Origin of the sequence: Nonomuraea sp. AD125B (assembly GCF_041402765.1) — a bacterium.
GTDB lineage: Bacteria > Actinomycetota > Actinomycetes > Streptosporangiales > Streptosporangiaceae > Nonomuraea > Nonomuraea bangladeshensis.
In genome coordinates this window covers 1-25042 of sequence record NZ_JBGLOU010000014.1, presented here as the reverse complement: position 1 = coordinate 25042, position 25042 = coordinate 1, and the positions used below count along the sequence as shown (strand labels likewise).

Here is a 25042-nt window from a genome sequence, read left to right as displayed (position 1 = left end):
ATCAGTACTTCGTGGCGTCGTGCACGTCGAGCAGCGGCTCCTTGACGCCGTCGCCCGAGTCGTCGGTCCAGTTGAAGTTGCCGGTCGAGATCAGCGTGCTGCGCACGGCGAGGGCGCCGGCCCGGGTGGTGGGCTTGCGGGTGCCCGCGGTGAGGACGCCGGCCGCGCCGGCCACGTGCGGGCTGGCCATCGAGGTGCCGCTGATCGTGTTGTAGCCGCCGTTGCGCCAGGTCGAGTAGATGCAGGTGCCGGGCGCGGTGATCTCGACGGTGGAGCCGTAGTTCGAGTAGAACGCCGAGGTGTCGTCCTGGTCGGTCTCGCTGCGGCACGACAGCGTGCTGCCGCCGGCGCCGCCGGCCAGGCCGTCGTTGTCGGTCAGCGCCGAGACGGTGACCACGTCGGCGTGGTTGGCCGGGAAGAAGCTGGAGGTGTTGGCGTGGCTGTTGCCGGCCGCCACGACGACCACGACGCCGGCGTTGGTGGCGTTCGTGATCGCGCTGCTGATCGCGCTGCTCGAACAGCCGCTGCAGCCGAGGCTCAGGTTGATGACCTCGATGGTGGCGGCGCGGGCCACCACCCAGTCGAGACCGGCGGCGATGGCGGACAGGGTGCCGGAGCCGGCGGAGTTGAGCACCTTCACGGCGTGGATGCGGGCGCCGGGGGCGACGCCGACCGCGCCGATGTTGTTGTCGATGGCGCCGATGGTGCCGGCCACGTGGGAGCCGTGGCCGTTGTCGTCGGTGCCGGAGTTGTTGACGCAGACGCCGGTCTGGCAGTTGGTGCGGGCCACCACGTTGAGGTCGGGGTGGGTGTAGTCCACGCCGGTGTCGACGACCGCGACGTCGGTGTTGATGCGGACGTCGTCCACGCCGTCGATGTCGAGGTTGGGGTTGCTCGGGCCGAAGATCCGCCGGATGCCGGTGGGCACGGTCTGGGCGAAGGTGTGGACCTCGGCGTCGGGCTCGACGCTCAGCACGTTGGGGTTCTTCTTGAGCCGTTCGGCCGCCTCGGCGGTGAGCTGGGCGGTGTAGCCCTTGAAGGCGTGCTCGTACACGCCGACGAGATGGCCGCCGTACTGGGCGGTCTGGGCGGCGGCGAGGCTCTGCGGGGCCTCCCGGGTGATCGGCCTGAGCTGGACGATGTACGTGCCCTCGTCGGCGGCCGCGCCGGTCGTGACGGCGGCCGACGCGCCGAGCGGCGTCAGGGGTAACGCCAGCGCGCCGACGAGCAATGCGAGCAGGGGGGTGAGTGATCGCATGGCAGCGTGAGCCCTTTCTCGATGAAGATCGGACAGGTTGCTGTCAGCAAAAGTTTCACGACTTGTCGGGTAAGTCCATACAAAAGACGCCGGTTAGCTACTAACCGGCATCTTTTGCTTGCTTAACGGAGCGGGATCCACGCTTGTGAGTCGAGCGTCGCCGCGTCGTTGACCTGCAGCCCTTCCTGCGACAGGGTCCAGACCGAGGACCCGATGACGATCGAGCGTTGGATACCGGGCTGGTATGGCTGGTCGCTGCCCTCTTGCCGCTGCGCCGGATGCCTGATCATGCCGAGCTTCGTCACCCCGGAGTCGTCGATCCGCAGCACCAGCGCGCCCGACCCGTCCTGCTGGAACAGGGGGATCACCGACAGGCCCGTCTTCGGCCAGTACAGGAACGCGTGCGGGTCCCACTCGGCCTCCGAGCCGGACTCCTTCTGGAAGAACCGCGACAGCCGGCGCGGCGCGGCCGGGTCGCTGACGTCGAACAGCGAGATCTGCGTGCCCAGCGTGCGGCCCTTGTCACTGGCCTCCTGGCCGATCCCGATCAGCCGCCCCTCGGCCCCCGGATGCAGGTACGCCGAATAGCCGGTGATCTTCAGCTCACCTGTCACCCTCGGCCGCGCCGGGTCGCGCAGGTCCAGCGTGTAGAGCGGGTCCACCTGGCGGAAGGTGACGCAGTAGCCGACCGGGCCGATGAAGCGCACCGAGTAGATGCGCTCGCCCTTGCCGAGACCGCCGACCTCGCCGGTCTTCGCCAGCGTGCGGGCGTCGAGGACGTGGACGGTGCTGGAGCTCTCACGGCCGTCGGCGGAGACGATCGTGGTGGCGGCGCGCAGGTGGCCGTCGTACTCCGACAGCGAGTACTGGTTCAGCAGGCGGCCGGCGACCTTGCCCGAGGCCGCGTACGCGGGCCGGCCGGGCGAGGCGACGTCGAAGCGGTGGATCTCGGTCTCCTCCGGCGGCGCCGTAGGCGTGGGTACCGGTTCCGTGGGCGTCGGCTCCACGGCCGGGGCCTCGCCGGTGGCCGGGGTCTCCTCGGTGGGCAGCTGGGGCAGCGGCGCCCACCAGCGCGGGTTGCTGGCGACGTACAGGCTGGTGCCGGTGCCGTAGACGATGTCGCCGTCGGCGGCCAGCGCGATCGGGTCGGTGCCGGCGGCGGTGAGGCCCTGCGCCAGGTCGAGGGTGTGGATCGTCAGCAGTGACGTCCCGGTGTAGTCCGTTGGGTGGCTGATCCGCTCGCACGGGACCTTGCCGTCGGTGACCTTGCCCGCGGCGTCGGTGATCTGCAGCTTCGGCAGCCAGGCGTCGAGCGGCGCGCGGCGGACCGTCTCCTGGTTGCGCTTGAGCTGCTCGGCCTCCGTCGCGTTCTCGGCCTGCGGGAACTCGATCTGCGGCTGGCTGCGGGTGACGATGCGGACGGTCGAGCCGACCATGCGGGCGTCGACGTACGTGCCCGACGGCTTGACCGTGCCGATGACCTTCGGCCGGCCGCCGGCCAGGTCCACGAGGACGTACCGGGTGTCGCCCATCGGCATCATGCGGGTGCTCTTGACCATGATGTCGCCGTAGCCGCGGAACAGCACCAGCGCCCGGTCCCCGGCCATCAGCAGGTCCGCGGGGGCGTAGTAGTGCTGGTCGCCCTCGGTCAGCCTGAGCGAGCCCGTCACCTTTCGGGTGGCGGTGTCGATGATCCGCAGGGTGCCGTTCGTGACGGTCACGACCCGGTCGCCGTCGGTCTTGACCAGGTCGGGCTCGTCCACGCCGGCCTCGTGCACGTTCGTGGTGGAGTGCTCGGGCGTGCTCTGCTTCGCCGTGGCCGCGGTGTCCGAGCGCTCCATCATCATGGGCATCACGCCGCCGAGCCCCCAGGGGGACACGTTCGCGGCCGCGTGCTCGCGCAGGCCCGACAGCAGGTCGTCGCAGCCGCTGTAGGACACCAGGCGGATCGCGCCCAGCGACGACGGCTTCTGACGGCCGGGCGGCTCCTCCGCGGACTTCCCCGCCGAAGAGGTGCAGGACGCCACCGCCGCCAGCGCGGCGACGGTCGCGACCGTACGGATCAACGTTCTCATGCCCCTATCACGGCTCGCGGGGGCGAGCGGTTCAGGAGCGGTGCTGCGGGTTGACGGTGAACGCCGGGCTGAAGTCGAGGTCGTCGGGCACGTCGACCAGCTTGCGCACCAGCTTGCCGGTGAAGTCGATCACCTGGATCTCGTCGACGTCGTTGTTGTCCTGCTCCCAGCAGTAGAGGTGGCTCTCGTCGTAGAAGCCGAGCACCTTGTCGCAGTCGGAGCCGAACTTGCGCACCCGCTCGCCGGACGCGGTGTCCCAGATGCAGTGGTCGCCGTCGCCGCCGTTGGGGCAGTTGGTGACGAACGTCTTGCCGGAGGGCGAGAAGATGTCCTGGGTGCCGGCCGACAGCGTGCCGATGCCGGGCAGCGAGCGGGTCGCCTTGCCCTGGGCGTCGAAGAAGCGCAGGCCGCGGTTCTTCTCGTCGCCGTAGACGTTGATCGCGCCCTCGTCCTCGGCGTCGAAGCCGAAGGCGGTGTCGCGGACGGCGGTGTCGCTCACGTTGACCACGTCGGCCTTCTTGGCGGCCACGTCCACGAGGACGAAGCCGAGATAGACCCACTTGTCCGCGCCGGTCTTGCGCTCGATGTTGAGCAGGATCTTGGTGCTGTCCTTCGACCAGGCCCGGATGCTGCTGATCAGCGGGGACTTGACGGTCTTGATCGTCGAGCGGTCGCCGGTCGTGCGGTCGGTGATGACGATGAAGTCGTGGTTGTCGGAGCTGTAGTCGCGGCCCCGGGTGGCGAGGTAGCGGCCGTCGGGGGAGACCCTGGACTCCCAGTTACCGGCGTACTTGGTGAACGTCGTGTTCTGCAGCGAGTCGCGCGCGTAGTCGATCCAGTCCTCCTTCTTCTTGTCGTAGACCTCGTAGGAGGTCAGGAGGACGGCGTCGGAGGGGGTCTCGTAGAGGTGGATGGCGCCGCCGGCCAGCGTCTTGCGCTGGCCCTCGCGCGGGACGCCGGTCTCCTGGGGCGTGGACGGCGGCGTGCTCTCCCGGGGGTTCGTGCTCGCGGCGGGGGAGTCGGACGAGGCGACCTTGGCGCCGCCGCTGTTCGTCTTGTCCAGGGTGACGATCACGATGACGCCCGCGAGCAGCAGTAACGCCACGCCGGCGGTGATGCCGGCGATCAGCGGGCCGCGGCTCTTGCGGCGCGGGGGCTGCTGGCCGTACCTGCTGGGATAGGTCGGCTGGCCGTACGGCGGAGCCGGCTGGTGCGGCGGCTGCCACGGCTGGGACCCGGGCGGCGGGACGTGCCCCCCGTGGCCGACCGGCTGCGGCCCCGACTGCGGGTACGGCACCGGCCCCGACGCCGGACCACCCGGGTGCGGACCGGAGGGCGGGCCGGACAGCGGGCCGGACAGCGGACCCGAGTGCGGGCCCGGCATCGGGCCGCTGGGCTGGGGCCCCGAGGCCGGGCCGCCCGGCTGGGGCCCGGAGGGCCGGCCGGGCGGCGGGTAGGCGGCCGAAGGGCCGTGCGGGGCCGGCGGGCCGGCCGGGCTCTGCGGCGCGGCCTCGGCGGCGGCCTGGGCGAGGATGCCCGAGCCGCCCGCCGGATGCTGGAGCAGGCGCATGATCACCTGCTCGGCGGTGGGCCGCTGGGCGGGATCCTTGTTGAGGCAGTCGGTGACCACGTCGAGCAGCTGGCCCTCCAGCACGCCGAGGTCGGGCTGCTGGTTGAGCACGCGGTTGATCACCGCGGGCATGGTGTCGCTGCCGAACGGCGCCCGCCCCGAGGCCGCGTAGACCATGGCGCTGCCCCAGGCGAACATGTCGGCCGCCGGCCCCACGGTGTGGCCCATGATCTGCTCGGGCGGCATGTACGACGGCGTGCCCACGACCATGCTGCTGATCGTCGAGGTGGCGTCGAGCGCGCGGGCGATGCCGAAGTCGATGACCCGCGGCCCGTCGGCGCCGATGATCACGTTGGCCGGCTTGAAGTCGCGGTGCACGATGCCGGCCTGGTGGATGGCGGCCAGCGCGGTGGCCGTGCCGATGGCCAGCCGGTGCAGCACCGACCCGGTGCGCGGCCCCTCCTCCTGCACGACGCGGTGCAGGGAGGGGCCCTCGATGTACTCGCTGACGATGTAGGGGCGGTCCTGCTCCACGCCGGTGCCGAGGACGGCGGCCGTGCAGAACGGCGCCACCTGCTGGGCCACCTGCACCTCGCGCAGGAACCGTTCGACGCTGACGGCGTCGCCCGCCTGGTCGGGGCGCAGCCACTTGACGGCCACGTGTGTGCCCGACGGGTCCTTGGCGAGGTAGACGACGCCTTGACCGCCCTCGCCGAGCCGGCCGAGGAGATCCAGGCCCGCCAGCCGCTGCGGATCTCCTGGGCGGAGCGGAGCGAAGGATGCCATGTGGTGATTCTTGCGCTACCACGCGGATCCGCAAAAACTACCGGTGAGTAGGCAAGCGGAATATCCTTCTGCCATGCGTGCCACCGCCCCCGGCAGGACCCAGCACATCATCTCGCCCTTCACCGGCGAGACCATCGCCGAGCTCGCCCTCAGCGACGTCGAGGACGTCCAGGCGGCCTACCGGCGGGCGCGCTCCGCCCAGGCCGCGTGGGCCGCCCGGCCCGCCGCCGCGCGGGCGGAGCCGTTCCTGCGCCTGCACGACGCGATACTCGACCGCCGCGACGAGATCCTCGACCTCGTCCAGGACGAGACCGGCAAGGCCCGCAAGCACGCCATGGAGGAGGTGCTCGACGTCGCGGGCTGCAGCCTCTACTACGCCCGCCGCGCGCCCCGCCTACTCGCCCCGGCCCGCCGCCAGGGCATCTTCCCGCTCGCCACCCGGGTCACCGAGCTGCGCCAGCCCAAGGGCGTGGTCGCGGTGATCTCCCCGTGGAACTACCCGCTGTCGCTCGGCGTCACCGACATCGTCCCCGCGCTGCTGGCCGGGAACGCCGTCGTCCACAAACCGGACACGCAGACCGCCCGGTCCACGCTGTGGACCATCGACCTGCTCGTCGAGCTGGGCATGCCGCGCGAGATCTGGCAGGTCGTGCTGGGCGAGCCGGCCGACATCGGCGACGCGCTGCTGGACGACGCCGACTACGTGGCGTTCACCGGCTCCACGCGCGGCGGCAGGAAGATCGCCGAGGAGGCGGCCAAGCGGCTCATCGGCTGCTCGCTGGAGCTCGGCGGCAAGAACCCGATGCTGGTGCTCGACGACGCCGACCTGGACGTGGCCGTGCAGGGCGCGCTGCGGGCCTGCTTCACCAGCGCGGGCCAGCTCTGCCTGTCGACCGAGCGCCTGTACGTGCACGAGTCCGTCTTCGAGGAGTTCGCCCGCCGCTTCGTCAAGCAGGTCGGCAACCTCAAGCTGGGCGCGGGCCACGACTGGTCGGTCCAGATGGGCTCCCTGTCCTCGCGGCGGCAGCTCGACGCGGTGGCCGCGCACGTGGACGACGCCCTCGCCAAGGGCGCGCGGCTGCTGACCGGCGGCCGGGCCCGCCCCGACCTCGGCCCGCTGTTCTACGAGCCCACCGTGCTCACCGGCGTCAGCGAGGACATGGAGCTGTGCAGGAACGAGACGTTCGGCCCGGTCGTGGCGCTCTACCCGTTCGGGACCGACGACGAGGCGGTTGAGCTCGCCAACGACACGGTCTACGGGCTCAACGCCTCCGTCTGGACCTCCGACGTGGCGCGCGGGCGCAGGCTGGCCGCCCGGATCAAGGCCGGCACGGTCAACATCAACGAGGGGTACGGCTCCGCGTACGCCTCCTACGACGCCCCCATGGGCGGCATGAAGTCCTCCGGACTCGGCCGCCGCCACGGCACGGAGGGCCTGCTGCGCTACACCGAGTCCAAGACCGTGGCCGCGCAGGCGGGCTGGCTCGGCTTCGAGCCGCCGTTCGACCTGACGGCCGAGGCGTGGGCAGGGGTCCTCGCCGGCACGCTCAAGGCCATGCGCAGGCTCGGCGTCCGATGAGCTTCGACGTCCTCGTCATCGGCTCGGGGTTCGGCGGCAGCGTCGCGGCGCTGCGCCTGGCCGAGAAGGGCTACCGGGTCGGCGTGCTGGAGGCGGGCCGCCGTTTCGACGCGACCACCCTGCCCGTCACCTCCTGGCGGATCCGCGACTTCCTCTGGGCCCCGTGGCTGGGGCTCAAGGGCATCCAGCGCATCCACCTGCTGCGCGGCGAACGGGGCAGCAAGGTCATGGTGCTGGCGGGCGCCGGGGTCGGCGGCGGTTCCCTGGTGTACGCCAACACGCTGTACGAGCCGCTCGCCCCGTTCTTCGACGACCCGCAGTGGGCGGGCATCACCGACTGGCGGTCCGAGCTCGCCCCCCACTACGACCAGGCCAAGCGCATGCTGGGCGTGGTGCCCAACCCCACCTTCACGCCCGCCGACGAGATCATGACCAGGGTCGCCGCGAAGATGGGCGTGGCCGGCACCTTCCGCCTCGCCCCGGTCGGCGTCTACTTCGGCCCGGACGGCGTGGACCCCTACTTCGGCGGGGCCGGACCGGAGCGGCGCGGCTGCGTCGAGTGCGGCGCGTGCATGACCGGCTGCCGCTTCGGCGCCAAGAACATGCTGACCGAGAACTACCTCCACCTCGCCGAGCGGGCCGGGGCCAGGATCCACCCGGAGTGCACGGTCACCTCGGTGCGGCCCCTGCCGTCCGGCGGCTACCAGGTGTCCGCGCACCGGACGGGCTCGCCGCTGCGCCGCCGTACGTTCACGGCCCGGCAGGTGGTCTTCGCGGCGGGCACGTACGGCACCCAGCGCCTGCTCCACAAGCTGCGCGACGAGGGCGTGCTGCCGCGCCTGTCGTCCAGGCTGGGGGCGCTGACCCGGACCAACTCCGAGGCGCTGCTCGGCGTCGAGCGACTGGGGAGCGGCGGCGAGAAGCTCAACGGCGGCGTGGCCATCACCTCCTCCATCCACCCCGACGCCGAGACCCACATCGAGCCCGTACGCTACGGCGACGGCTCCAACGCCATGGGCCTGCTGCGCACCCTGCTCGTGGACGGCGGCCAGAACCGCCTGCGCGCCTTCGCCCGCGAGGCGGCCAGGCGTCCGCTGCGCACGCTACGCCTGTTCGACCTGCGCCGCTGGTCGGAGCGGACCGTCATCGCCCTGGTCATGCAGGCCAAGGACAACTCGATCACCGTGCGGAGGAGCCGGTTCGGGCTGCGCTCCTCGCTGGGGCACGGCGAGCCCAACCCGACCTGGATCCCCGCGGGCCACGAGGCCGTGCGGCACGCCGCCGCCGAGATCGACGGCATGCCCGGCGGGACGTGGCTCGACCTGTTCGACATCCCGACGACGGCCCACTTCCTCGGCGGCTGCGCGATCGGCGACTCGCCGGGCACCGGCGTCATCGACCCCTACCACCGCGTGTACGGCCACGAGGGGCTGCACGTCGTGGACGGCTCGGCCGTCTCGGCCAACCTGGGCGTCAACCCGTCGCTCACCATCACCGCCCAGGCCGAGCGCGCCCTGTCGTTCTGGCCCAATGCGGGGGAGCCCGATCCGCGTCCGCCGCTCGGCGCGGCGTACGCGCGGCTCGCCCCGGTCCGCCCCCGCCACCCGGCGGTCCCTGCGGGTGCTCCCGCCGCACTCCCGGAATAGGCCCGAATAGGCCCCTGGCGAACGCGCGGGCTCCGGCGGGCCGGAGGATGGCAGGGTGAGGGCGTGACCTGGACCACCTCCGCGCTCGCGCTCCTCGGGCCCGAGCCGCCGACCCCGCTGATCGAGCTCCCGGTCGCCGCGCCGGGCGTCCGGCTCCTGCTGAAGGACGAGTCGCGGCAGCCGACCGGCAGCCTCCGGCACCGCCACGCGCGGGCCCTGTTCCGGCGGGCGATCGCCGAGGGCCTGATCACCGAGGGCACGACCGTGGTGGAGGCCACCGGCGGCAACGCCGCCGTCGCGCAGGCGTGGTTCGCGCGGCGGCTCGGCCTGCCGTACGTCGTGGTCATGCCGGGCGAGCGCACCGAGGCCCGCGCGCGGCCGGTGGAGGCGCTGGGCGGCGAGTGCCGCTTCGTGACCCCGCCGCTCGCCATCTACGACGCCGCCCGCGCGCTCGGCGGCCACTTCCTCGACCAGTTCGGCCGCGCGACGCCGCACGACCTCGCCGGCGAGCTGTTCGGCCAGGTCAGGCCCGACTGGGTGGTGACGGGCGCGGGCACCGGCGCGACCTCGGCCGGTCTCGGCGCGTGGGCCCGCGAGCACGGCCTGCCCTGCCGCGTCGCGGTCGCCGACCCCGACAACTCCGCCTACTTCCCCGGCTGGACCCTCGACGCCGCCGACTACGCCACGGGCATGCCGTCGCGGATCGAGGGCATCGGCCGCCCCCGCGTCGAGCCCGGCTTCCGTTTCGACCTCGTCGACCTCGTCGTCCCCGTGCCCGACGCGGCGAGCGTCGCGGCGGCCCGCCGCCTGCGCGAGGTCACCGGCCTGCCGGTCGGCCCGTCCTCGGGCACCGCCCTCTGGGCGGCGCTGGAGCTGGTCGAACGCCTGCGCGCCAGGGGCGAGGGCGGCACGGTCGTGTCGCTGATCGGCGACGCCGCCGCGCGCCACCTGGCCACCTGCCACGACGACGCCTGGGCGGCGGCGAAGGGCCTCGACGTGGACCGGCACCTGGGCACGCTCCGCGAGCGCGTTCACGGGCCCGTCAGCTCAGAGGGTGGCTGACCCAGACGTTCGGCTCCACGTAGACCGCGTGGTCGTGCTCGACGCGACAGTGCACCGGGGTCAGCGCGCCCGGCACCTCGACCTCGCCCGACCGGTCGAAGGGCAGGCCGGTCCACGCCCGCCACTCGGCCAGGGTGCCCGCCACCACCATCGACCGCGGGGCCACCTTGACGATCTTCCCGCCCGCCCGTACGTGCACCCGCAGCCACGGGTCGTACGGCAGGCCGTCCTCGCGGACGCGCCAGGCGTACTCGGCCATGGGCGTGCCGGGCTCCAGGTGCTTGCGGTTGGGGCGGACTGGGGCGACCAGCTCGGCGAAGCCGAGGAGGGCGGCGCGCTCGCGCATCGCCCGGAGCATGACGCCCGACAGCCCCTCGCCCTGCCGGTCCTTGCGGACGCTGATCTCCAGCGCGGAGACGCCGTTCGCGTGCCGCCCCCGCGCGCGGGCCAGCCAGCCGCGCCTGATCACGCCGTCCCAGCCGTCGTCGGGCAGCTCGGCGGTCTCCGACCGGTACGGCATCATGCAGGCCCGCGCCACCATCCGCCCCGGCTCGGCGTCGTCGTCGGCCACCAGCACGTAGTCGGCGTACGTGGTGTCGGCGAGGGGATAGAACAGGTCGGCGATCGGGTCGTTGAGCGCGAACTCCGGCCAGGTGTGGTCCATCTTCCACAGCGTCGCGGCGAACTCCGGCCGCTCGGCGAGAGTGGTGATCGTCAGGGCCATGCCGATCATTGTCACATCACCCTTCACCGGCAAGCACCCGCTTTTTCGCCACTTAATGGGACTTATCGCCGTGCGCTACCGTCGGCCCATGACAGAACTCACCCCCAGGCTGCGCGCGGTCGCCGACCTCATCGTGGCCGAGGCGCGCGAGGCCGGCGGCAGGCACGAGTACGACGGCCACGTCCAGGACCTGTCGCCCGAGGGCGTGCGCGCCGGACTGGCGCGGCTCGGCGAGGGCGCCGCGCCCGGCGACCCGCACGACGCCGAGCACCTCCAGGTGTTCGAGGAGAGCCTGCGCTTCCAGTTCGGGGAGCTGGAGCTGCACCGGAAGAACCCGATGCCGCACCTGTCCAACCTCGAACTGGCCTGCTACGACCGCGACTACGGCCCCGCCGAGGACCGCGCCAGGGCCAAGGCCGCCCACCTCGCGCGCTGGCCCGAGGCCGTCGAGGGCGCGATCGCCTCGCTCGACCAGGTCAGCGCCCCCGTCGCGCGCTCGCTCATGGGCGCGGTCAAGGGCCTCGCGGCCGGCGTCACCGACGAGGCCGCGCTGGCCGCGCACGGCCGGCTCGTCGCCCACCTCGAACGCGCCGCCGCGGAAGGCGACCCCGACGCCGCGCTCGGCGCCGACGCCCTGAGCAGGCTCATGGGCACCGCCGAGGGCCTGCCCGTGGACCTCGGGCGGCTGGCCGAGCGTGCCGACGCCGAGCGCGACCGGCTCATGTCGCTGCTCGCCGAGTCCTGCGCCAAGCTCGGCCGCGCCGAGCCGCCGCTGGAGGTCGCGAGGGAGCTGGTCAAGGAGCACCCCGGCGCGGACGAGGTCATCGAGGCGGCCCGGGTCGGCACCGCCAAGGCCATCGCGTTCACCAGGGAGAAGGACCTGGTGCCGTACCACGACGGCGAGTGCCTGGTCGGCCCCGCGCCCGAGTCGCGGAGCTGGGCCATGGCGATGATGGCGTGGAACGCGCCCGCCGAGCCCGAGGGCCCGTCCTGGTACCACATCACACCGCCGGACCCGTCCTGGCCGCGGCAGGAGCAGGAGGAGTGGCTGGAGGTCTTCAGCCACACGACGCTGCCGGCGATCAACGTCCACGAGGTCGCGCCGGGGCACTTCTCGCACGCCCGCGCCATGCGCCACGCCCCGTCCGAGGTGCGCAGGCTGCTCATGTCGAGCGCCTTCGTCGAGGGCTGGGCGCACTACGCCGAGGAGCTGTGCGTCGAGGAGGGCTTCGAGCCCGACGACCCGCGCTTCGAGATCGGCGTCTGGCTGGAGGCGCTGCTCCGCGTCACCCGGCTCGCCTGCGCGATCGGCGTGCACACCGGGCAGTTCACGGTCGAGGAGGGCGCGCGGCGCTTCGAGTCCGACACGCACCTGCTCGGCCCCGCGGCGCTGTCGGAGGCGAGGCGGGCCACGTTCGACCCCACGTACGGCCGCTACACCTGGGGCAAGCTGCTCATCCTCGACCTGCGCGAGCAGGCTCGCAAGGAGTGGGGCACGGGCTTCACGGTGCAGCGCTTCCACCGGGAGCTGCTGGCGCTCGGCGCGCCGCCGCTGGGGCTGATCGGCGCGATCCTGTAGGTCCGGACGGGCCCGCCTTTACGACGGGCCCGCCTTTACGACGGGCCCGCCTTCGCGACGGGCCCGCCTTTACGGTGGCCCGCCGGGTTTGCGGCGGGCCCGCCGTCACCAGTGGCGCTCGTGGCCCAGGACCCGCACCACGTCGCCCTCGCGCCGCACCAGCAGGCGTACGCAGTCGCCCGGCAGAACGTCCTTGTAGGTGCCCGGGTCCACCGCGACCGCCTTGGCCCGCGCCGAACGCCCGTCGTGCAGCGCGAGATAGCGCGTCCCGTCGTCGTGCCACCGCTTGACGACGTGCCCGGCCACCTCTCGGCGGCGGGGGCCGCCGGCGGCGTACCCGGCGGGCTCGACGTCGTCCCCCTGCCAGCCGCTGCCGGTGAAGATCCACTCTCGCTGCGGCGACGGCCGGGCCGCGAGCTCCCTGCCGCGCGCGGTGAGCAGGAACCCCCGCCCGCCGAGCAGCAGGCTCCCGCCCGCCACGAACGACACCATCGTCGCGATCCCGCCCAGCCACGACACCCCGGCCTCGGCGACGGTGACGTACCAGGGGACGGCCAGCGCGACGGCCAGCCCGACCGGCACGATCAGGCTGGGCCAGCGCCGCCGGGCCAGCCCCAGGTCGATCGCCCGCCGCCGGACCAGCGGCGCGAACTCGCCCTCCAGGTCGGCCCCGTCCGGCATGAGCGCGACGAGCGGCGCCTCGGCCGCGCCGGCGTGGTCGCGGCCCGCCAGCCGCGCCCGCACCCGCTCCAGCGCCCACCGCTGGTACGCCGGCAACGCCTCTTCCACAGGAAAGGGCACGAGGGCGAGCCTGTCGCCCTCGATCCGGGCCGGCCCGAGCTCGGCCAGCTCGCACAGCGTCGCGTGGAACACCTCCTGCGCCCGCATCCCGCGCAGCAGCTCGCCCACCGCCCGCGGATCCGGCTCCCCGGCGGGCGCGGGGAAAGCGGCGGGCCGCTCCCTGCCGGCCACCACGACGGCCGCGGCCAGCGCGGCCACCCAGAGTGCCCAGGCGGTCGCCGGCCAGACAAGATCCATTGTTCTGTGTTAGCACGAGAGCCTCCGGCAGGCCAGGCGTAATATCCGGGACCGATAGACTGGAGTCACCGCACTTCGCCTTTGGGGGGTTCTCTCGGTGTCAGAATTCGACACGGTGCTGGTGGTCGACTTCGGCGCACAGTACGCGCAGCTCATCGCCCGGCGGGTGCGCGAGTGCCACGTCTACTCGGAGATCGTCCCGTCGACGATGTCCGTCGAGGAGATGATGGCGAAGAACCCCAAGGCCATCATCCTGTCCGGCGGGCCCTCCTCGGTCTACGCCGAGGGCGCGCCGCCGGTGCCGCACGGCCTGTTCTCGACCGGGGTGCCCACGTTCGGCATCTGCTACGGCTTCCAGGCCATGGCCCAGGCGCTCGGCGGCACGGTCGCCCGCACCGGCGTGGCCGAATACGGCGGCACCTCGCTCAAGGTGCTCGACGAGGGCGTCATCTTCGCCGGGCTGCCGGCCAGCCAGCAGGTCTGGATGTCCCACGGCGACAGCGTCGCGGCGGCGCCCGAGGGCTTCACGGTGACCGCCTCCACCGGTGAGACGCCGGTCGCCGCGTTCGAGCACCCCGGCCGCGGCCTCTACGGCGTGCAGTTCCACCCGGAGGTGCTGCACTCCGAGCACGGCCAGGCGGTGCTCAGGCACTTCCTGGAGGCGGCCGGCTGCCGGCCGAGCTGGACCATGCTCAACATCGTCGAGGAGTCCGTCGAGGCGGTGCGCCGCCAGGTCGGCGACGGCCGGGCGATCTGCGCGCTGTCCGGCGGGGTCGACTCCGCGGTGGCCGCCGCGCTCGTCCAGCGGGCCATCGGCGACCGGCTGACCTGCGTCTTCGTCGACCACGGGCTGCTGCGCAAGGGCGAGGCCGAGCAGGTCGAGCGCGACTTCGTGGCCGCCACCGGCGTCAAGCTGCGGGTCGTCGACGCCGCCGAGCGCTTCCTCAAGGCGCTGTCGGGCGTCACCGACCCCGAGGAGAAGCGCAAGATCATCGGCCGCGAGTTCATCCGCGTCTTCGAGGACGAGCAGCGCGCCATCATGGCCGACGGCCCGGTCGACTTCCTGGTGCAGGGCACCCTCTACCCCGACGTGGTGGAGTCGGGCGGCGGCACCGGCACGGCCAACATCAAGTCGCACCACAACGTCGGCGGCCTGCCGGAGGACCTGCAGTTCACGCTGGTGGAGCCGCTGCGCACGCTGTTCAAGGACGAGGTGCGTCGCGTGGGCGAGGAGCTGGGCCTGCCGGCCGCGATGGTCTGGCGGCAGCCGTTCCCCGGCCCCGGTCTCGGCATCCGCATCGTCGGCGAGGTCACCCGCGAGCGGCTGGAGATCCTGCGCGAGGCCGACGCGATCGCCCGCGAGGAGCTGTCGCGGGCCGGCCTCGACCGGCAGATCTGGCAGTGCCCGGTGGTGCTGCTGGCCGACGTGCGCTCGGTGGGCGTGCAGGGCGACGGCCGCACCTACGGCCACCCGGTGGTGCTGCGCCCGGTCACCTCCGAGGACGCGATGACCGCCGACTGGTCGCGGGTCCCCTACGACGTGCTGTCGCGCATCTCCACCCGCATCACCAACGAAGTACGCGACATCAACCGGGTGGTCCTCGACGTGACCAGCAAGCCCCCGGGCACCATCGAGTGGGAGTGAGCGCATCTGTCTGGCGCGCGCACGCATAATCGTGACGACGGGGGGAAGTGAATCTGGCTCTGCGCCAACTCGCGACCAAGTTGGTGACGGGACGCCCGAGGCGCCGGCCGGCGCGGGGGCACCGGCGCGGGCGGGAAGGATGACACGCCTGTATGCCCCAAGCTGACGAGCACAGCGACGCGGCGCCGCTGGTCCTGCTGGTCGAGGACGACCCGCAGGACGCGCTGATCGTCCGCGAGCTGCTGGAGGACAGCGGCCTGGCCGTACGCCTGGAGTGGGCGCGCTCGGTGAAGCAGGCGCGGCAGGCGCTGGCGCGGCTGCGCCCCCAGTGCGTGCTGCTCGATCTCGACCTGCCCGACGCCTACGAGTTCTCGGCGCTGTCGGCCGTGCTGGAGGAGGCCGGTGACGCGGCCGTCGTGGTGCTGACGGGCCTCGCCGAGGAGCAGGCGGGCCTCGCCGCGGTGACCGCGGGCGCGCAGGACTACCTCGTCAAGGGCCGGGTGGAGGCCGAGTGGCTGGGCCGGGCGCTGCGTTACGCCATGCAGCGCAAGCAGGCAGAGCAGGCCGCCGTGGCGCTGCACGCCGAGCGCGTACGCGCCAAGGAGAACGCCCGCCTCGAACGCGGCCTGCTGCCGACCCCGCTGCTGGAGACCATGCCGATCCAGGTGGCCTCCCGCTACCAGGCGAGCCGCGGCTCCCTCACCCTCGGCGGCGACTTCTTCGACGTCGTCGAGTCCGACGACAAGGTCGTGCACGCGGTGATCGGCGACGTGTGCGGTCACGGCCCCGACGAGGCGGCGCTCGGCGTCTGCCTGCGCATCGCCTGGCGGGCGCTGGTGCTGAGCGGCCTGGAGGGCGGCGCGCTGCTGCGGCAGCTCCAGCGCATCCTCGACGCCGAGCGGTCCAGCCCCGAGATCTTCGTGACGATGTCCACGCTCGTGCTGGAGCCGGACCGGCGCACGATCCGCGTCTGGCGGGCCGGCCACCCCGGCATGCTCGTCCACACCCCCGAGGGCATCTCCCTGGCCGAGCCGGCGCAGGGCCCCGCGCTCGGCCTGCCCGTCGAGAGCGACTGGGAGCAGCACGTCATGGAGCTGCCGCCGGGCGGCGGGCTGACGCTGTTCACCGACGGTCTGTTCGAGCGCCGCCTGCCCGGCGAGCGGGCCCGCTGGCTGGGCGAGGAGGGCCTGCTGGAGCTGGCCAGGCGGCGGGCGCACCTCGACGGTCAGTCCTTCATCGACGCGCTGGTCGAGGACGTCGAGACCGCCGCCCCCGAGACGGCCGCCGACGACCTCGCCGTGGTCCACCTCCGCTGGAAAGACGAGCTGTGAACGCTTCCCCCGTGCGCGGCTGGCGCCGCCTGACGGTCCACGCCTGGTTCGTCGCCGTGCTGGCGATCGCGGCGGTGCTGGTGATCGTCTGCGCCGTGGTCGCCACCCTCATGCTGGACCGCACCGCCCGCCTGTCCGACCAGCTCATCTTCCGGCTCTCCCCGGCCAGGATCGAGGCCGCCCAGCTGGAGAACGCCCTGCTCAACCAGGAGACGGGCGTCCGCGGCTATCTGCTCACCGGGCGGCGTGACTTCCTGGACCCGTACACCGAGGGCGTGCGGGCCGAGCAGAGCAGCGTCGCGAGCATCGCGGCGCTGCTCCAGGAGCATCCGGAGCTCGTCGCCGAGGTCGAGACGGTCCGCGCCGAGGCCGCGTCGTGGCGGCGGGCGTACGCCGAGCCCGCCATCGCCGCCAAGCGGGCCGACGCCGCCGTCCCGGAGGCGGGCAACGAGAGCGGCAAACAGACCTTCGACGCCATCCGGTCCCGCCTCGACCGGCTCTCTACGGAGCTGACCGAGGCCCGTGCCGCCGAGCAGGCCGACCTGCGGGCGGCGCAGCGCATCCGCGACTGGGCCTTCCTCGCCATGGTCGTGCTGTTCCTGCTGGCCGGCCTCGCGATGGCGATCCTGCTGCGCCGGGCGGTCGGGCGGCCCCTGGACGAGCTGCGGGTGGCCTCCCGGCACATCGCGACCGGCGACTTCGACCACCCGATCCCCGAGCGGGGCCCGGCCGACATCCGCGAGCTGTCCCGGGACGTGGACCTGATGCGCAAGAAGATGGTGCACGCGCTGCAGGAGTCGCACGAGCACCAGGGCCAGTTGCGCGCCCAGGCCGCCGACCTCGACGCGCAGGCCGTGGAGCTGCGCCGCTCCAACGCCGAGCTGGAGCAGTTCGCGTACGTCGCCTCGCACGACCTCCAGGAGCCGCTGCGCAAGATCGCCACGTTCTGCCAGCTCCTGCAGAAACGCTACGGCTCCGTGCTGGACGAGCGCGGCGCTCAATACATCCACTTCGCCGTGGACGGCGCGACCCGCATGCAGGTGCTCATCAACGACCTGCTCAGCTTCTCCCGCGTCGGCCGCATGTACGACGACCGCAAGCCGGTCGAGCTGGAGGAGGTGCTCGACAAGGCGCTCGACGACCTCGGCGCGGCCGTCGAGGAGTCCGGGGCCCGCGTCGAGCGCCCCGCCGAGCTGCCCACCGTCATGGGCGACCGGACGATGCTCGGCCTGCTCTGGCAGAACCTCCTCGGCAACGCGATCAAGTTCCGCCGCGCGGGGGAGACCCCGGAGATCCGCATCACCTGTGAGCCCGGCGACGAGGGCGAGTGGGCGTTCGCGGTCGAGGACAACGGCATCGGCGTCGAGGCGGAGTTCGCCGAGAAGATCTTCGTCATCTTCCAGCGCCTGCACAACCGCGAGACCTACGGCGGCACGGGCATCGGCCTGGCGATGTGCCGGAAGATCGTCGAGAATCACGGGGGCCGCATCTGGCTCGACACCGGCTACACCGGAGGCACCCGCATCCGCTTCACCCTGCCCACCTCTGGGCCCGAGGCCGCCACCCACCAAGAAAGCGACTCATGACCACTGCGCAGGCCATCGAAGTGCTCCTCGTCGAGGACGATCCAGGCGACGAGCTGATCACCCGCGAGGCGTTCGAGGACAACAAGATCCAGAACAACCTCCACGTCGTCAGGGACGGCCTGGAGGCGCTCGACTTCGTCTACCGGCGCGGCTCCTACGCCGACGCCCCCCGCCCCGACCTCATCCTGCTCGACCTCAACCTGCCGAAGTACGACGGCCGCCAGGTCCTGGAGAAGATCAAGGGCGATCCGGACCTGCGCGCGATCCCCGTCGTCGTCCTCACGACCTCCTCGGCCGAGGAGGACATCCTGCGCAGCTACGACCTGTTCGCCAACGCGTACGTCACCAAACCCGTCGACCTGGAGCGGTTCCTGGCCGTCATCCGCCAGATCGACGAGTTCTTCGTCACGGTGGTGCGGCTGCCCGGCCGCCTCCAGGCGCCGGGCAGCATGCCCGGAGCCTAGGCGGCCGGCCGGTAGGACGACGGGCCGTTCCAGGAGCACTCCCGGGTCTCGTCGAGCAGCAGGTCCACCACGTCCGTCAGGCGGCCCTCCCGCTGGTACGCGCGCCGCTGCCGGGCGGCCGAGCTGCCCCGCGCCACCGCCTCGCGGGCCAGGGTGGACACCAGCTCCCAGTCCTCCGTCTCCTCCAGCTCCGGCCGCAGCCCGTCCACCAGGTTCATGAACACCTCGGCGGCGGGCCGCGGCACGCCCTCGACCGGGTCCACGAGGTCGCCCTCCAGCCCGGACCTGGTCGCCTGCCAGGTGGCCGCGCGCACCGGCTCCAGCTGCATCTCGCGGTACGGGTCCCGCCGCACCGCCGCCAGCTCCCGGATGACCAGCGCCCGGAACAGCCCGGCGATGAGCGCGATGTCGTCCACCCGCGGGCAGGAGTCGCAGATCCGCAGCTCCACCGTCGGCACGTGGGCGGACGGCCGCACGTCGAAGTAGATCATCCCGGGGTCGGTGATCGTGCCGGCCTGGATGAGGTCCTGGACCATCCGCTCGTAGTCGGCGGCGGAGTCGAACTTGGCCATCGGCCCCGACGTGGGCCAGCGCTGCCACACGAGCGTGCGGTAGCTGGCGTACCCGGTGTCCTCGCCGAACCAGAACGGCGAGCTGCACGACAGCGCCAGCAGCGGCGGCAGCCACGGCGTCACGCTGTGCGCCACCGCCGTCGCGAGGTCCTTGTCCTCGATCTCGACGTGCACCTGCGTGCCGCAGATGAGCTGCTCGCGGGTGAGCAGCTGGTAGTCGTCCAGCATGCGCTCGTAGCGCGGATCGTCCGACACCTTCATGCGCGACTTGTCGGCAAGCGGCACCGTGCCGGCCGCGACGATGCCCAGCCCCAGCTCGTGCGCGGCCTGCACGAGCTGGCCGCGCAGCTCGCAGAGGTCGGCGGCGAGGTCCTCAAGACGGGCGAACGGCGCGCTGTTGGCCTCGATCGTGGAACGCTGCAACTCCTCGGTGAAACGTCCCTTGGGCAGGGCGTCGAGCAGCGGCCCCGAGCGGGTCGACAGGTGCCTGGTCCGCAGGTCCACGATGTGGAACTCCTCCTCGACGCCCACCGTGAAGGATCCCGTCCGACCTGCCATGATCTCTCCCGCCTCTATGCCCAGTTCAAGGAGCCGTCTTCTTTCCAGAAATGAGCCTTTTGCACCTGTCGACGGCATCCGGGAAGCGGGCCAGGCGCCACAGGCTGCCGAGGAGCAGCGGTGTCAGCAGCGCCCCGATGAGGATCGGGGCGGCCATGTAGCGGAAGTCCTGCGCCGAGATGTTGGCCAGCACCGCCAGCTGCTGCCCGGCGACCACGGCCGCGACGCCCAGCACGTACCGGTTGCGCCCGGCCAGCGCGCCCGCCGCCGCCGCCAGGTACGACAGGTACGCCCACGACGCCCCCCGCCACAGCGCCCAGTCGTACTCGGGGGCCAGCGACCCCGTCAGCCAGGGATCGGCCACCTGGTACAGCTCGTACGACAGCGGGCGCAGCGAGAACACCCACCGGCCGGGGAAGTCCGTCACCTTGCCGGGCCCGACGTAGGTGTCGGCGGTCGGCCGCAGCGACAGCCGGTACGTCGTCCCGCCCGTCAGCAGCGGATCGCCCACCGGCCGCCAGGCGATCGCGCCCCGGCACAGCCGGGTCTCCACCATCAGCCCGGGATCCTCGACCAGCAGCCGCCGCCACAGGGCGAGCAGCTCGGCGGCGTGCGCGTCGGCCTGCTGCCAGCTGAAGTCCTCCCGCCAGATCAGCGTGTTGACCGTGGAGCAGGTGCCGCCCCACCACCAGCGGTCCAGCGGCGCCACCGACTCCAGCAGCGCCCGGTCCCGCTCGCCGAACAGCTTCGGCCGGTCACGGAAGGCCACCGCGACGTCGCCGAAGGCCGTGTGGTAGACGTACGTCGAGGACGGGGCGACGATCCCGAACCGGGGGAGCACCACGTTCGTCAGCACCAGCGGCAGCGCCGCCGCGACCGCGCCGGCCAGCAGCAGCCGCACCCGGCCGGCCCGTACGACGAGGGCCAGCACCGCCACGGCCACGCCCACCACGAGGAAGCCGTTCGCCCGGAACAGCCCGAGCGCCAGCGTCAGCGCCGCCAGCCCGGCGAGCCCCGGCCCGCTCACCCGCCGCGCCGCCGCGAAGCGCGCGCACACGCCCGCCATCGCCACCGCGCAGATCGTGAACGGCACGTCCTTCCACAACGTGACCGTGAACGCCCCCACGGGCGGCGCGAGCGGCATCAGCATCGCCACCACGGTGGTGAGCCGGCGCGGCGCCCCCAACGCCTTCAGCGACTGCGCCAGGAACGTCAGCGCCACCGCCATGGCCGTCGTCTGCCCGAACGTGACCGCGCCCAGATCACCGGTCCTCGTGAAGCTCAGCCACATCAGCGCGTCGTAGAGCACCGAATGATCGCTCACCCAGGGCCCGGCGATCGTGTGGCTGAGGTAGAGCACCGAGTCGCGGCTGAACAGACCCGGGTAGTAGGCCGCCCACCAGCACGCGAGCCCCGCCTGGGCGACGATGAAGGTGGCGGGTGCCGGCCAGGGGCGCCGGGGCCGGGTCAGGCCCGCCGGGGTGCCGTCGCTCCCCATGATTCTCGCCATCGGAACCGGGAGTCGGGCGTCGTCAGGGGTAGCTCACTCCGGGCTCCAGCGCCTTGCCGCCGCCGCGGGCCAGCGTCGGGACCGTCACGAGGTGGTAGCCCTGCTTCTTCAGCTCCTTGAGAATGCCGGGCATGGCCTTGACGGTGGCCGGGACCGTGTCGTGCATGAGGATCACGCCGTCGCGCTTGGCCAGCTTGAGCACGGTCGCGGTGATCTTGCGGGCGTCGCGCAGCGACCAGTCGAGCGTGGTGCCGGTCCACATGATCTGCGACATCCCGGCCTCGTCGGCGATCCGCAGCACGCGGTCGTCGGTGTGCCCGTACGGCGGGCGGAACATCGTCGGCCGGTATCCCGTGGCCTGCTGGATGGCGTCCCGCCCGACCCGGATCTCCTGGCTGATCTCCTCGTCCAGCAACGCCCTGAGCGACTGGTGCGAGTAGGTGTGGTCACCGATCGCGTGCCCCTCGGCCAGCGTCTGCCTGGCGATCTTCGGGAGCTCTTCGACCCGCTTGCCGACCAGGAAGAACGTCGCCTTGGCGTTCGCCTTGCGCAGCGTCTTGAGCAGCGCGGGGGTCTGCGCGCCGGGACCGTCGTCGAAGGTCAGCGCCAGGCACTTCACGCGGGCGCAGTCCACCCGCGCCTCGGCGGACGACTCGACGGCGGCGGAGGTGGAGGCAGAGGCGGCGGCCGGGGCGGACGACAGGGTCAGGGCGGCGGCGAGGAGGGCATGAGTCACCACGACCGCAAGCCTAGAGCCAACCGGACCCACCCGCGCCCCCGCCCTTCACGGACCGGCTGGATCAGCGCTGGAGCCGGGCCCGCAGGAACAGGCTCACCCCGCGCAACGAGCCGACCGGCAGATACCGCTCGGCCCGGATCACCGCCGACAACCCCGCGTTGAGCAACGCCGGCACCTTGCTCAGATCGCTTCCCACCGACCGCCGCCGATGCCACTTGACCACGGGCCGCAACAGCACGTTCCAGCTCCAGACACGGTCCACCCGCAGCCCGGCCTTCTCGACCACGGTCGTCAGCGACTCCCGCCGGTAGCGGCGTACGTGCCCCACCGCGTCGTCGTGCGACGACCACAGCGCCATGTCGCACGGCACCGCGATCAGCACGTGCCCGCCGGGCGCGAGCACCCTCGCGATCTCCTCGGTGACCAGGTGGTCCTCGCGGATGTGCTCCAGCACGTCGAACGCGGTCACCAGATCGACGCTGCCCGACCCGAACGGCAGCGCCCGCGCGTCCGCCCGGACCGCCGGGACCCCGCGTTGCCGCGCCATCTCCAGAGCCGACTCGTCGGTGTCGGTGGCGGTCGCGTCCCAGCCCGCCTCGGCGAGCACCCGGGTGTTGCCTCCGCCCGCCGCGCCGATGTCCAGCGCCACTCCGGGCCGGCCCAGCTCGCGCAGCTCCCTGCGCAGGATCGCGCGGCGCTCGCGGTACCACCAGTGGGCGTCCTCCAGCGCGATGAGCCGGCGGATCTCCTCGGTCTCCATGTTCTCAGTTCCTCGTGAGGGGTGATGTGGCGGCGCGGATCACCATGAGCAGGCAGTACGCGGCGACGACCACGCCCACCTCGGCCATCCGCCCGGCCTGTGGCGGCAGCGTGTGCAGGAGGGCCACGGTGAGCGCGAGATTCACGGCGAAGAACAGCGCCGTGCGGAAACTGAGCACGGCGCCGGCGGTGCCAGCCAGGACAAGCGCGCACGTGGCCGCCGTAGCGGGTTCCTGGAAATCCCGCATCGGCCAATAAACCATTGCATAGAGAACGGCGGAGAACAACACGTGCACCGAGCCGGCGAACACCCCGCCCGGCGGCCACCCTCCTCGCGACCGCCCTCCCTGGGAGTGTCCTGCTCGCGACCACCCTCCCTGGAGGCGTCCTCCCTGGAGGCGTCCTCCTCGTGACCGCTCTTCTCGCGACCGCGCTCTCCGCGGACTTGCCGGCAGCGCGTCCGGATGGCACGGCACCAGCTCGGGCCGGACCACCGGAACGCGCGCCCGCCCCGCCGCCATCGCCCACGCCACCCGGGCCAGGCCCCGCAGATCGTCGACCGCCGTACGAACCAGCTGGACCCGCGAGTCCAGATCCTCCACCCAGTCCACCGGCACCTCGTGCACGCGCAGCCCGTTGTGCTCAGCGAGCAGCAGCAACTCGGTGTCGAAGAACCAGCCGTCGTCCTCGACCTTGTCCATCAGCGGCCGCACCACGCGGGCCCTCGCCGCCTTGAACCCGCACTGCGCGTCGCTGAACCCCGCCCGGAACCCGTGCCTGAGCAGCGCGTTGTACCCGCGCGAGATCACCTCCCGGCGTACCGAGCGGCGGATGCGCGCGCCACGGCCCAGCCGGGTGCCGATCGCGATCTCGGAATGCCCGCTGGCCACCGCCGCGACCAGCGGGAACAGCGCACCGAGGTCCGTGGACAGATCCACGTCCATGTACGCCACGATGTCGGCCTGGCTCTCCCGCCAGGCCGTCCGCAGCGCCGCGCCCCGGCCGCGCACGTCGATCCTGCGCGCGTGGACGCGGTCGTACTCGCCGGCCAGCGTCGTCGCGACCGGCCAGGTGGCGTCGGTGCTGCCGTTGTCCACGATCGTGATCCGCCACGGGAGCGGGAACCCGCCGTCGAGGAAGGTCACCAGCGTACGGACGCAGCCAGGAAGGGCGCGTTCCTCGTTGAGCACGGGGATGACGATGTCGACGCTCGCCGGACGGGCCGCCGCGTCCAGGACGCGGAAGGTCGGCTGCATGGCGGCACGCGTGTCCATCGAGCTCCCCGATCCTTCGCCTAGGGTGGCCGTCGTTCAGGGAAATGCTGCTGGGGCCCCTCGCGGGGCGGGCGCGTTTTCTTCGCGCATGCCCCGAAGGGGAGCATCCTTTTACCCGGCGGGAAGCTCGTACACGGAGAACGCCCTGTTACGGAAGCGCAGAACGGCATAGCCGTCGAGCCGCGGATTGACCCTGGTGAAAAGCCACCGGACCCCGTACTCGCCGGCGAGCCGCTGGACGTTCTCCCGCGTCGGCGCCGCGAACACCGCGTCGTTGGCCGCGAGCCGCGCCGCATCCGCGAAGGGCACGCTCAGGTACGACCCGCCGTATTCCCTGGCCCGAGACAACGTGCTCTCGGCATACGCCCACCCCTCCACGAGCACCCGCCGCTCACTGAACCCCGTCACCCAGTAATGCCTGCTGTCGCACCCCGGCGCGATGACCGGACGACAGTGCAGATCGGTCGCGACGACGTCATCGGCCCGCGAGTGCTCCCGCAACCACCGAGCCGCCTCCCGCCCACCACGCGGCACCACCCGCTCCCGCCGCCCCTCATCAGGCACCACATGCCGAACGACCTCGACCGCCGACGCCGGCACCCCGTACCCAGCCATGACCCCCACCACCACCAACACCACCCGAGCAGGCCCAACGGGCCTCCTCCGCACCACCGTGGTGGCCCCCAGCACCGTGACCACAACCAGCACCACAAAAGCCGCCACCACCAAGTAGGGCCCCACCACCCACATCAACCCACCCAGATCCGCCTCGATCCGTACGGACCCGCGCAACAGCTTCTGCCCCCCGGCGACCACCACCGCCACCCCCGCGCCCAGGGCCACCGCCGCGCCCACCACCCGAGCAACCAACCTCCCCTCACCCGTCCAAGCCCGCCCAGCCACCACCACCCCACAAACCGCCGCAACCGACAGATAAGGCCGAACACTCTCCAGGAAGTACAACTGCGACCCCGCCGGATGCCCCAGCACCAGAACCGCCCCGACCCCCGCACCCCCCATCCCCACCAGCAGCAGAACATCCGGCTCCGCCATCCGCCGCCACCCCAGCCCAGCCACCCCACCCCACACACACGCAAAACAGAACAACTGCACCGCCGCCAGCCCCCCAAAAACCCACACCGCCCCCGCCTCCGTCCCCGCCTCTGCCGGAAGCACCGCCGACTCGCCCTGAGCAACCCCGGTCACAACCCCCCACAACACCCGCATAGTGGCGAAAGGCGCGACCTCCATCCCCTGAGTCCCCCTCCCGAACACCACGGCCTGCGC

Annotated in this window: 19 protein-coding genes; 8 read left to right on the top strand and 11 right to left on the bottom strand. The window is 72.4% G+C overall.

The features are described 5' to 3' along the window. Position 1: 1 nt before the first annotated feature. The 3 genes from ACBR40_RS32495 to ACBR40_RS32485 all read right to left on the bottom strand — a co-directional run bounded on the left by ACBR40_RS32495 (position 2) and on the right by ACBR40_RS32485 (position 5689). On the bottom strand, positions 2–1258 hold the full coding sequence (locus ACBR40_RS32495) for a S8 family serine peptidase (protein ID WP_371251226.1): 1257 nt from the start codon (positions 1256–1258) through the stop codon (positions 2–4). A gap of 122 nt (positions 1259–1380) precedes the next feature. Next, positions 1381–3333 carry a beta-propeller domain-containing protein gene (locus ACBR40_RS32490; protein WP_371251225.1) on the bottom strand — a complete coding sequence of 651 codons (1953 nt, stop codon included), beginning with the start codon at positions 3331–3333 and terminating at the stop codon, positions 1381–1383. Positions 3334–3364: 31 nt separating this feature from the next. Continuing rightward, the gene (locus tag ACBR40_RS32485) at positions 3365–5689 is read right to left on the bottom strand and encodes a protein kinase (protein WP_371251224.1); all 2325 of its coding nucleotides are present in this window, start codon (positions 5687–5689) and stop codon (positions 3365–3367) included. 73 nt (positions 5690–5762) lie between these two features. On the opposite strand from ACBR40_RS32485, the gene ACBR40_RS32480 reads away from it, so the two are divergent. The 3 genes from ACBR40_RS32480 (at position 5763) to ACBR40_RS32470 (ending at position 9976) form a co-directional block, all read left to right on the top strand. Continuing rightward, complete coding sequence (locus ACBR40_RS32480; RefSeq protein WP_371251223.1) at positions 5763–7268, top strand: succinic semialdehyde dehydrogenase; 1506 nt, start codon at positions 5763–5765, stop codon at positions 7266–7268. Next, on the top strand, positions 7265–8914 hold the full coding sequence (locus tag ACBR40_RS32475; RefSeq protein ID WP_344216772.1) for a GMC family oxidoreductase: 1650 nt from the start codon (positions 7265–7267) through the stop codon (positions 8912–8914). The genes ACBR40_RS32480 and ACBR40_RS32475 overlap by 4 nt, the downstream gene beginning before the upstream one ends. Before the next feature lie 63 nt (positions 8915–8977). Then, positions 8978–9976 carry a PLP-dependent cysteine synthase family protein gene (locus ACBR40_RS32470; RefSeq protein ID WP_371251222.1) on the top strand — a complete coding sequence of 333 codons (999 nt, stop codon included), beginning with the start codon at positions 8978–8980 and terminating at the stop codon, positions 9974–9976. Here ACBR40_RS32470 and ACBR40_RS32465 read toward each other — a convergent pair. Continuing rightward, positions 9957–10700, bottom strand: a complete 744-nt coding sequence (locus ACBR40_RS32465; protein WP_371251221.1) for an N-acetyltransferase — start codon at positions 10698–10700, stop codon at positions 9957–9959. The genes ACBR40_RS32470 and ACBR40_RS32465 overlap by 20 nt on opposite strands. Positions 10701–10788: 88 nt before the next feature. Between ACBR40_RS32465 and ACBR40_RS32460 the strand changes: the two genes are divergently transcribed. Beyond that, positions 10789–12279, top strand: coding sequence for a DUF885 family protein (locus ACBR40_RS32460; protein WP_344216778.1), 1491 nt, complete (start codon positions 10789–10791; stop codon positions 12277–12279). Between the two features lie 105 nt (positions 12280–12384). Here ACBR40_RS32460 and ACBR40_RS32455 read toward each other — a convergent pair whose 3' ends face one another. Then, the gene (locus ACBR40_RS32455) at positions 12385–13317 is read right to left on the bottom strand and encodes a hypothetical protein (protein ID WP_371251220.1); all 933 of its coding nucleotides are present in this window, start codon (positions 13315–13317) and stop codon (positions 12385–12387) included. Positions 13318–13414: 97 nt separating this feature from the next. Here ACBR40_RS32455 and guaA point away from each other — a divergent pair, with 97 nt between their 5' ends. The 4 genes from guaA (at position 13415) to ACBR40_RS32435 (ending at position 18343) form a co-directional block, all read left to right on the top strand. Then, on the top strand, positions 13415–14962 hold the full coding sequence (gene guaA, locus ACBR40_RS32450; RefSeq protein ID WP_344216782.1) for a glutamine-hydrolyzing GMP synthase: 1548 nt from the start codon (positions 13415–13417) through the stop codon (positions 14960–14962). A 152-nt stretch (positions 14963–15114) separates the two neighbouring features. Then, positions 15115–16293: a fused response regulator/phosphatase gene (locus ACBR40_RS32445; RefSeq protein WP_364461440.1), complete on the top strand. Its 1179-nt coding sequence runs from the start codon at positions 15115–15117 to the stop codon at positions 16291–16293. Further along, on the top strand, positions 16290–17879 hold the full coding sequence (locus tag ACBR40_RS32440; protein WP_344216786.1) for a CHASE3 domain-containing protein: 1590 nt from the start codon (positions 16290–16292) through the stop codon (positions 17877–17879). Before ACBR40_RS32445 ends, ACBR40_RS32440 begins: the two co-directional genes overlap by 4 nt. Further along, complete coding sequence (locus ACBR40_RS32435) at positions 17876–18343, top strand: response regulator (protein WP_371251219.1); 468 nt, start codon at positions 17876–17878, stop codon at positions 18341–18343. The genes ACBR40_RS32440 and ACBR40_RS32435 overlap by 4 nt, the downstream gene beginning before the upstream one ends. On the opposite strand, the gene ACBR40_RS32430 is transcribed toward ACBR40_RS32435, so the two are convergent. The 6 genes from ACBR40_RS32430 to ACBR40_RS32405 all read right to left on the bottom strand — a co-directional run. Continuing rightward, positions 18340–19473: a glutamate--cysteine ligase gene (locus ACBR40_RS32430; protein WP_371251218.1), complete on the bottom strand. Its 1134-nt coding sequence runs from the start codon at positions 19471–19473 to the stop codon at positions 18340–18342. The genes ACBR40_RS32435 and ACBR40_RS32430 overlap by 4 nt on opposite strands. 25 nt (positions 19474–19498) lie before the next feature. After that, on the bottom strand, positions 19499–20971 hold the full coding sequence (locus ACBR40_RS32425) for a hypothetical protein (RefSeq protein ID WP_371251217.1): 1473 nt from the start codon (positions 20969–20971) through the stop codon (positions 19499–19501). Positions 20972–21005: 34 nt separating this feature from the next. Next, positions 21006–21722: a polysaccharide deacetylase family protein gene (locus ACBR40_RS32420; protein ID WP_371251216.1), complete on the bottom strand. Its 717-nt coding sequence runs from the start codon at positions 21720–21722 to the stop codon at positions 21006–21008. A gap of 61 nt (positions 21723–21783) precedes the next feature. Beyond that, positions 21784–22482 carry a class I SAM-dependent methyltransferase gene (locus ACBR40_RS32415; protein ID WP_344216796.1) on the bottom strand — a complete coding sequence of 233 codons (699 nt, stop codon included), beginning with the start codon at positions 22480–22482 and terminating at the stop codon, positions 21784–21786. A gap of 4 nt (positions 22483–22486) precedes the next feature. Continuing rightward, on the bottom strand, positions 22487–23755 hold the full coding sequence (locus ACBR40_RS32410) for a glycosyltransferase (protein ID WP_371251215.1): 1269 nt from the start codon (positions 23753–23755) through the stop codon (positions 22487–22489). A gap of 111 nt (positions 23756–23866) precedes the next feature. Continuing rightward, positions 23867–25042, bottom strand: a 1176-nt coding sequence (locus ACBR40_RS32405; RefSeq protein WP_371251214.1) for a hypothetical protein, incomplete at its 5' end; no start/stop codon positions are given.